The sequence below is a fragment of the Pelatocladus sp. genome, from assembly GCF_059505505.1.
The window spans coordinates 26,450-35,110 of sequence record NZ_JCACKS010000245.1; the positions used below are offsets into that span (position 1 = coordinate 26,450).

The 8,661-nt window shown below is 40.0% G+C and carries 6 protein-coding genes and 1 pseudogene; 4 read left to right on the forward strand and 3 right to left on the reverse strand.

Annotated features, from left to right (window positions below; genetic code table 11):
* Positions 1-455: 455 nt before the first annotated feature.
* The 3 genes and pseudogenes from AC5JMK_RS24965 to AC5JMK_RS24975 all read right to left on the reverse strand — a co-directional run.
* A pseudogene (locus AC5JMK_RS24965) lies at positions 456-1,100 on the reverse strand (RNA 3'-terminal phosphate cyclase); the annotation flags it as partial.
* Between the two features lie 86 nt (positions 1,101-1,186).
* On the reverse strand, positions 1,187-2,539 hold the full coding sequence (locus AC5JMK_RS24970; RefSeq protein ID WP_495911248.1) for an FAD-binding oxidoreductase: 1,353 nt from the start codon (positions 2,537-2,539) through the stop codon (positions 1,187-1,189).
* 346 nt (positions 2,540-2,885) lie between these two features.
* Positions 2,886-3,356: a tetratricopeptide repeat protein gene (locus AC5JMK_RS24975; protein WP_096675690.1), complete on the reverse strand. Its 471-nt coding sequence runs from the start codon at positions 3,354-3,356 to the stop codon at positions 2,886-2,888.
* A gap of 270 nt (positions 3,357-3,626) precedes the next feature.
* On the opposite strand from AC5JMK_RS24975, the gene AC5JMK_RS24980 reads away from it, so the two are divergent.
* From AC5JMK_RS24980 to AC5JMK_RS24995, 4 genes are all read left to right on the forward strand, one after another.
* Positions 3,627-4,886: a GTP cyclohydrolase II gene (locus AC5JMK_RS24980; RefSeq protein ID WP_096678909.1), complete on the forward strand. Its 1,260-nt coding sequence runs from the start codon at positions 3,627-3,629 to the stop codon at positions 4,884-4,886.
* A gap of 107 nt (positions 4,887-4,993) precedes the next feature.
* Complete coding sequence (locus tag AC5JMK_RS24985; RefSeq protein ID WP_096675691.1) at positions 4,994-6,277, forward strand: URC4/urg3 family protein; 1,284 nt, start codon at positions 4,994-4,996, stop codon at positions 6,275-6,277.
* A gap of 155 nt (positions 6,278-6,432) precedes the next feature.
* Positions 6,433-7,068 carry a uracil phosphoribosyltransferase gene (gene upp, locus AC5JMK_RS24990; RefSeq protein WP_096678911.1) on the forward strand — a complete coding sequence of 212 codons (636 nt, stop codon included), beginning with the start codon at positions 6,433-6,435 and terminating at the stop codon, positions 7,066-7,068.
* Positions 7,069-7,913: 845 nt separating this feature from the next.
* The gene (locus tag AC5JMK_RS24995; RefSeq protein WP_096675692.1) at positions 7,914-8,336 is read left to right on the forward strand and encodes a Na-translocating system protein MpsC family protein; all 423 of its coding nucleotides are present in this window, start codon (positions 7,914-7,916) and stop codon (positions 8,334-8,336) included.
* Positions 8,337-8,661: the final 325 nt, after the last annotated feature.

Below are 8,661 nucleotides of genomic sequence, written 5' to 3' on the forward strand. Positions count from 1 at the left end.
CTATTCAGTCAATTCAGGCATTTTTGGCTCGTACAAGGTTTTAGCCATTTTTATGATTTGTACTTCCCTACGCCTTAAATAGACGCTTCTGGGAATCTGATACAAAGGTAGTAAATATTACTTAGAATTGACTGTTTATTTAAAAATAGCCTTTTTCCTTTTGAATTAAGGCTTTAATTCAACTTAGAGTTTCAAGCAGGAGCGAACGCCCAGCACTTACTCTTATTGCAGAGCGATTCTAAATAGCCAGTTCACCTAATGATGCTGTGTGAAAGATTGTGAGCTTGAGAAGGAAGATATTATCTTTACTAGCTTTAATCATCAATTTGCTAGGCTAATTTTGAACTTCGTCAACGAGTCTTTGAGCTCCGCTAACGAGTGTTTTTACCTCAAAAACACATTAGCACCCTACAATAAATTGATTGCTCATAGCTAAAGTACGTTAAAATTCCTAATCACCAACTCAAAGGTTCCACTTTTACTATTTTTTGATCTGCATTGATTTTGATCTTTGCTAATCCAAATTGTTCAAGAACCCAAGCATTCGTTGTTAAGTGTGTACTAACTTCCGCTACCTGATACTCACTTTGATTTGACACCAAAGCAGCAGGTAATAATAATTGATCTGCTAAATGTTCATCCACTGCTGCACCAGTTTGATGAAATTTCAGTAGTTCCTCACAAGCGATCTGGGCAACTTTTTCTGCTGGTAAGCTCAAACGTCCTAAGCTACTAAACCCAGCGAGGCTATTTTCATATTCAGCAGTTATAAATCAAGCAGCCCCCGGTGCAACACCTTTTTCTCGTACAAGCTTGATTGTATGTTTCAATCCTGCTTCTCGTAATAAATTCTCGGTACGATTGGCTATGCGTTGGGGAATATGAGCAGCTAATTCTGTGGCGATCGCTAACCCCCGCACCTGTTGCAAATCACCACGTTTTACCAAATTTATTCCAGCAAGTCTTCTACCACCACTTACTAGAAAATTCACCACACCTCCGCCTTGGGGATACCAACCCCAAGCACCCAATTTCACATCTACTTCCACACCCATCTGTTTGAGTATGGGCAGATATACTTGTTCAATGTATGTCATAGAGAACGTGTAATTAATTTTGTAATGGTACTTAATAAGGTAGTTGGTTGTCTCCTCATCTCCCCACACTCCCCACACTTCCCATCTCCTCAAACTCCCCCAATTTCTCTACTCTTACCAGGATTCATCAACCCATAGGGATCTACCATTTCCTTAAATCGCAACTGTTCTGGATCGATAACTTTTCTGCCACCATCTTCAATAATGTAAGTGTGAGGATTGGCAATAAATATACCCTGTTCTTCGTGATGGCGGATGATCTCGTTCAGGCGCTCCTCGGTGGTGTAGCGTACAAGTTGTAAGGCGGCGGGAGTTGTTGCACCATTGGCACGAACGAATTCTACATGCATCATGACTTCATCCCCGTAGTAATGATACATCTGCTCTAATAATTTGAGGTTTTTATCTGCTGGGAAGAGACTTTGTAAATAGGTGATCGAAGTATCAAGACTGCGGGCGTGGAGAGTGGTGTGATTCCAAGTGAATTCTAATAAGTTTGCACCTTTGCCAGCTTCTTGTACTGTTTTTTGATATGTAATATTGCCACCATGTTGCTGCACCAATCCAGGCAAAAACTCTAAACTTGATTCCGCAATTAACAACAAAGCAGCGTGAGTACCATCGGGAATATATTGCCGCAATGGCGTAAAGTATTGGGGGATGGGGGATGCAAAGACGGCAATTTCTTTTTTGATCATGCCATCAGCATCCGCGATCGCTTGTCCAAATCTGGCTGCTGCCATAAATTCTGGGAAGGTAATAATTACTTCTGCCCAAGGATAGGAAGGACTGAGAGGAAGTTCTACTTCAGTGATAATACCGTTAATTCCCCAAGCATGGTTAACTTTTTGAACGTCGTCGCCGCGTAGTTCAATTACACGTGGTTCATCTTCTAAGGTGACGACTTTTAGTGCCAAAAGATTACCGCGATCGCCTAAAAATCCGTACTGTATTGAGCCAATTCCCCCACTACCACCAGCCACAAAGCCAGCAATTGTTGCTGTGCGGTAGGTAGAGGGTGCCATCCGTATTTCCCAACCAATTTCCCGTGTTTTTTTATCTAGTGCCGCTAGTTTCACCCCTGCTTCTGTTCGCGCTACTCCTGGTTTGATCCAGCAAATCTCCTGCATCCGCGTCATATCAAGTATGACGCCACCATGCAAAGGTACACATTGCCCATAATTTCCGGTTCCTGCACCCCGTACTGTCACAGGAACTCGATGTTTGACGCAAGTACCTGCAATTTTTAATACTTCTTGTTCATTCGCAGGGCGTATAACTATATCCCCGACTTTTCCCGCTAGTTTGGGAACCAGAACTGGGCTGAAGGTATGATAATCCTGGGATAATTTTGCTACTTGAGAGGAATCGGTGATGATTTCGATTCCTGGTAGAGAATTAATTAGGGTTTCTAAACTGTAGAGTTTTTTATATGTTGTCATGAGTATGATAGGATTAGCGATGCGATCGCACAAATTCTGGTTGTCTAAAAAACTACAGTACAAGCAATCAAAAGTTTTTATCCAAATTAATTAGCTTTTATAAAGCTAGCAAAAAAAGTTTACATTGATGTCAATTGTCACATCCTTCCAGCTTTCTAATGTTAAGAACTGGCTCAAAAAATTTATTCCTGGCTACTGGTTGTTATTGACACAAGTAAAGTTATTACTGGTATCAATAACAAATAAGCCATGCTGGATGATTATTTGCACCAATTGAGACTTTAAATATTATTTTTTAGTCTTTGGTCAAATTTAATACAAAATATTATTCTTTATTTTTTGTGTTTTAACTTAAACGAAATGAACATTCGAGAATTAATTTTTGATTGATCACAGAGTAAGGTTGAATTTCTAGGGCGCGTTTAAAAGCTGCGATCGCTTTTACGTATTCTCCTAAAGCTGCATAACTTAAGCCCATCCCATGGAGTGCGCCAAAATGAACTGGATTAATCTGAATAGTCATTAGGCAATCAGCCAAAGATTTTTCATACTGGCTAGTAGTGTAGTAAAGAAAAGCACGACGATTCCAAGCTTCAGCAAAGTCTGGTTGTTCATTAATTAACTCAGTCAAGACTGCTTCAGCTTTGCTAGTTTGCCCTAAATCTAGTAATTTCTGGCTGCGTTCAATGATTTCTAAGCCATATATTCCCTTTTGTTGATACCAGATGCGCCAAAGCTTTTTTGTCGCTTGTTCGCGGACTTTTTCATCAGAATTTTTCAAGTCTTCAAGTAAGGAATTGACAAATAAAGAATCCATGAATTTGACGTGAGAGTATAGTATCTTTGGATCAAATTTCGCACAAAATGTTCTCAAAAGTAACTTCTTAATCGACCTTTTAAAATTCACCTTATAAATTGCAAGTTAAAGCAATCAATGTGTGATTTGTTGTAGCCTGTAATACGATATATAACAATCCGGAGTATGAAGCATGAGAAGAATTGTCAAAGAACATGTAGCCATCAACTATTGACGTTTGACTGCTGGCTAGTGACTAATAAGAAGTATCCCAAGAAAAAATAAATGACTATGCCAAACCAAAACAGTGTTTCCAGGCATATAGTTCTAACTTCTCATCCCAGTCGCTTTGGTCCCAAACCAATTCCTATCAAATGGGGAGCAAGCGACCCGATGGAACGGGGTCCGGTGATTGCCACTTTGACAAAGCAAGCACATCGTAATGTGATTGGTACTCATTCTGGCAGTTATGCGATTTATCGTGCCTTAGCAGTGGCAAGTGGTGCATTACAGTCAGATCACAGAGCAGATCTCACTAATACTTCTCCAATTGAACATATCGGACCACATCTGGGTTGGTTTGATCCTGAGAAAATTGTCTCCCTCGATCCTTTTGGGGCTATTGTGGGTGAAGTATTCGCACCTTACTACGGACAAGGGTATGATATTCGCCCCACGATTGCGATTACCAAAGCCCACATCAATATGCCCGAATTGTTAGAGGCTGTGACTAAAGGACGCTTGGCGATCGATGGCAAGATTATGAAACCAGGCGGCGATTTGGTTGTTACCAAAGCTGCGATTGAGCCAGTTTGGTATTTACCAGGAGTTGCCAAACGTTTTCAAATTAGTGAGGGTGAATTACGGCGTGCTTTGTTTGAACAAACTGGAGGTATGTTCCCGGAACTAGTGACGCGAACTGATTTGGAGGTATTTTTACCGCCAATTGGGGGTGTCACGGTTTATATTGTTGGGGATGTAGCAGCAATTAACGACCCTAGTAAACCTTTAGCAGTACGAGTACATGATGAGTGCAATGGTTCTGATGTTTTTGGGTCCGATATCTGCACCTGTCGCCCCTATCTGGTACATGGCATAGAAGTTTGTGTGCAAACCGCACAAGAAGGCGGTGTTGGGATAATTATTTACTGTCGCAAAGAAGGACGCGCTTTGGGAGAGGTAACGAAATTCTTGGTTTACAACGCCCGCAAGCGACAAGAAGGAGGCGATCGCGCTGATGCCTATTTTGCTCGTACTGAATGTGTCGCGGGTGTGCAAGACATGCGTTTTCAGGAGTTAATGCCAGATGTTTTACATTGGTTGGGAGTTACGCGCATAGATCGCATGGTATCGATGAGTAACATGAAATACAATGCCATCACGACTGCTGGGATCGAAATTGGGGAACGCATACCAATTCCCGAAGAGTTAGTTCCCCAAGATGCCCGTGTCGAAATTGAAGCTAAAAAAGCTGCTGGCTATTATACCACAGGCAAAGTGTTGGAAATAGATGATTTAGCGGAGGTAAAAGGGCGTTCTTTAACAGATTAAGTCAATGGTAATTGGTGATGGCTAATGGGTAATGGGAAAAACTGTTACCAATTACCAATTATCCAATACCAAAATTTGGGGTGTGTCGGTTGGAGAAAGTTGGAAACATGGAAATAGAAACCGCCAAGGACGCTATAGAGGCGCAAGCGATTCAGGGTAAGAGTCCAACGTTAAGGACAGAAACTGAGGTGGTTGCTTATTTGCGATCGCCGATTGCGATTCGAGAGCGTTGTCAAGAAATATTTACAATGGTTGTTGCAGGCGAGTCTCATCATTTTGCTTGCGATTTAGATCAGTTGGAACGAGTAGCAGATTATGTGATTGAAGTGATACCGGAGCAATATCCTGATTTACAAATCCCGTTTCATAGTCGTTGGCGACATTTTGAAGTTGGTGGCGTACCACGGTTGGCTAAGTTGGATGAGAAGTTAGCTCAAATGGCGCCTATCGAGAAAGCTGCTGCTAAGTTTGATTTAGCAATAATTAGTGTGTTATTGGATGCTGGTGCTGGCAATCGCTGGCATTTTTATGAAGAAGAAACTCAGTTGAGTTTTAGGCGTTCTGAAGGTTTGGCAGTTGCTAGTTACCAAATGTTTTGTCAAGGGCTTTTTGCGAGCGATCGCCATCAACCTTTACAAGCAGATGCCCTCATATTGCAACAATTAACAGAACAAAAACTAGCTGATGGATTTGGTGTCACCGCAGATAATCCTTTGTTGGGAATTGCAGGGCGATCGCAATTATTACAAAAATTAGGTCAAGTGCTGCTAGCTTCGCCTCAGATGTTTGGGGAACAAAATCCCCGCCCAGGCAATCTAGTAAATTATCTTTTGACAAAAGTAAAAAATCACCAGCTAGCAGCCGCAACTGTATTAAATGCTGTTTTGCAAGGACTAAGTGACATTTGGCCCGGACGCTTAGAAATTTATGGGTCAAATCTGGGAGATGTTTGGTTTCATCCAGCCGTTACTGATGATGGTTTGATACCTTTTCACAAACTATCTCAGTGGCTGAGTTATTCTCTACTTGAGCCTCTCCAAGAATTGGGTATAGAAATAATAAATTTAGATGCTCTGACTGGATTACCAGAATATCGCAATGGCGGCTTATGTCTAGACTTGGGACTGATCAAGGGTAAACATCTAGACATTTTTTGTGAACCTCAATCTGTGGCGTCTGAAGTTATCGTTGAATGGCGTGCTTTGACTGTCATTCTCCTAGATCAAATTGCTACCACAGTGCGAGCAAAGTTAGGCATGAGTAATGAGGAATTACCATTGGTAAAAATTTTGCAAGGAGGAACCTGGACAGCTGGACGAAAAATAGCTGCTCAACTCCGCACAGGTGGTATTCCTCCTATACAGATAGAAAGTGATGGCACAGTATTTTAGCTGTCATTAGTCATTAGTCATTAGTCATTAGTTGGTGGTTGTTTCTCAATCCCCAAAATTCAGTTATCAGTTATCAGTTATCAGTTATCAGTTATCAAATTAAACTGATCACTGTTAACTCATTCATGCCTAATCCCCAATCCCCAATCACTAATATGGGAAATCAAGTAATACTAATTGAGCATCCATTAATTCACCACAAACTAACGCTGATGCGTAAGGTTGAAACTAGTACGGCGCAATTTCGCTTTCTATTGAAAGAAATTAGTATGTTGTTGGTATATGAGGTAACGCGAGACTTAAAGCTCAACTATGAACTAATTCAAACACCTCTAGGCCAGATGAATGCACCTGTGCTTGCATCAGATAAAAAGCTGGTGATCATTTCTATTCAACGGGCAGGACAAGGAATTTTAGACGGAATGCTAGAACTGATACCATCCGCACGAGTGGGACATATTGGTTTATACCGTGATCCCAAGACCTTGATTCCTGTAGAGTATTATTTCAAAGTTCCCCACGACATAGAAAAGCGAGATGTACTGATAGTCGATCCGATGCTGGCTACTGGTAATTCTGCTGTCGCAGCAGTAGAAAGACTCAAATCAACCAATCCGCGATCGCTCAAGTTTGTTTGCTTGCTTGCTGCACCTGAAGGAATCGAACATTTCACCGAAGTACACCCTGATGTCCCTATATATACTGCGGCTATAGATGAAAAGTTGGATAATCATGGCTACATTATTCCTGGATTAGGAGATGCCGGAGATAGATTATTTGGAACCAAGTAGATTAGTCACTAACAATTGGTAATATTTACTTTTTTTGTGAAGGCAAAAGGAAAAAATCAATAGTATTTTTTTGTACTTTATAATACCTGCTTTCATAAAATTATACGCAGAGAAAAAGACTATGATGTATTCTATCTGCTTCCAAATTCACGGGAAATTGCTGCTTTTATATATTTATTTTTATACCTATACTCTGCAATTTTGCTGATTTAATGGTTTTTGTGATGAATATTTAGATACCATAGCACTTTATTTATAACAAATGCTACGGTATTAAGTGTTGTGTAACTAAGAATCCATAGGTCTTCGTATTCACCAAAACTATTAATACTTATTATCTATTTCAATATGAAAATCGGCTGAATGTTTTCCTTATTACAATGTCAAGTTTGAATTAAGCGTTTGTAGTAAGCAATGCGCGTGCTTAAAAAATAAGGACTTATACCAATTTTCTGTGAAGCTGCACATTATTTTGACCCCTCCCAACCTCCGATCCCCCTCAGAGGTGGGTTTTTCCGCAGGCGGTGGGGTTCTTTATATGCGTCTTCATAAAGAAATGGTATTAAGTCCTTACTACGAATTTTCTTATCCATCAATTTAAACTTGATACAGTACTAGTACTTCAACACATTAATTTTGATGAGTTGCGGGTGTTAAGATCCCCAATTTCTTTAAAGAAGTTGGGGATCTATAATCCCTCAAAATTAATGTAGTTAAGTATGAGTTGCCTTTTTTATGACATCTACCAACAGTCTAGAACAAAAGTAATATTATCAGGCAATATCTGTATCCAGATTTTGGTAGTTATGTTTGATGTTTAGGCTTTTCTAATATAGGAAATTAAGATGTCAGTACCTACTATTGGACAATTAGAGAGAGAAATTTCCAACCGTATTCGTTCTCTGTATAATGTTGAACTTGGGTTACGTCCAAGTAAAATTAATTGTCATTTTTTTCATGGAGAATTAGCAATTACCCTAGAAAATGCTGTGAGTAAAATTGAGCAAGTTTTGATTAAATGTGGTTCTGATATCCTGGCTGAACAAGTAAGAATCGATATAAACAGAATTATCATTCCGCAGATTCAAGATTTGATTGAGGAAGTGATTGGTAAACCCGTTTTAGACCTAATTACCCACACAAATTTAACAACTGGTCGAACTGGTATGATTGTTTTTATAGAACATTTGCCAGAAGTTCGCAATCCCCAAGCTATTCCCAAAGCTCATAAGAAAAAAGTAGCTGGTTCGAATAGCAATGCATTTTAAATCTAGTTAATCGTTGATGATTAGTGGTTTATAGTTGTAGATACGTGCTGTTTATTACGTCTCTGAATTAATCAAAAGTTAAAAATACTCTTAGAGGATGTTTTAAAAGTCCTTAGTGATGTATCAAAGAGTTTAAGATTCCCCTAAATTCCCCTTTTTAAGGGGGATTAGGGTAGAGTATTGACTTTGTGGGGAAATCGCCGGAAAAACTTCATGCAATTTCTGTTTTGACACTCTCAGGGCTAAAGCCAACTGAGATTCTGCGGACACAGTAAAACTCTCGCTGCGACCGTCAAACGTCGCCTAAACGCTCAAAACAACTACC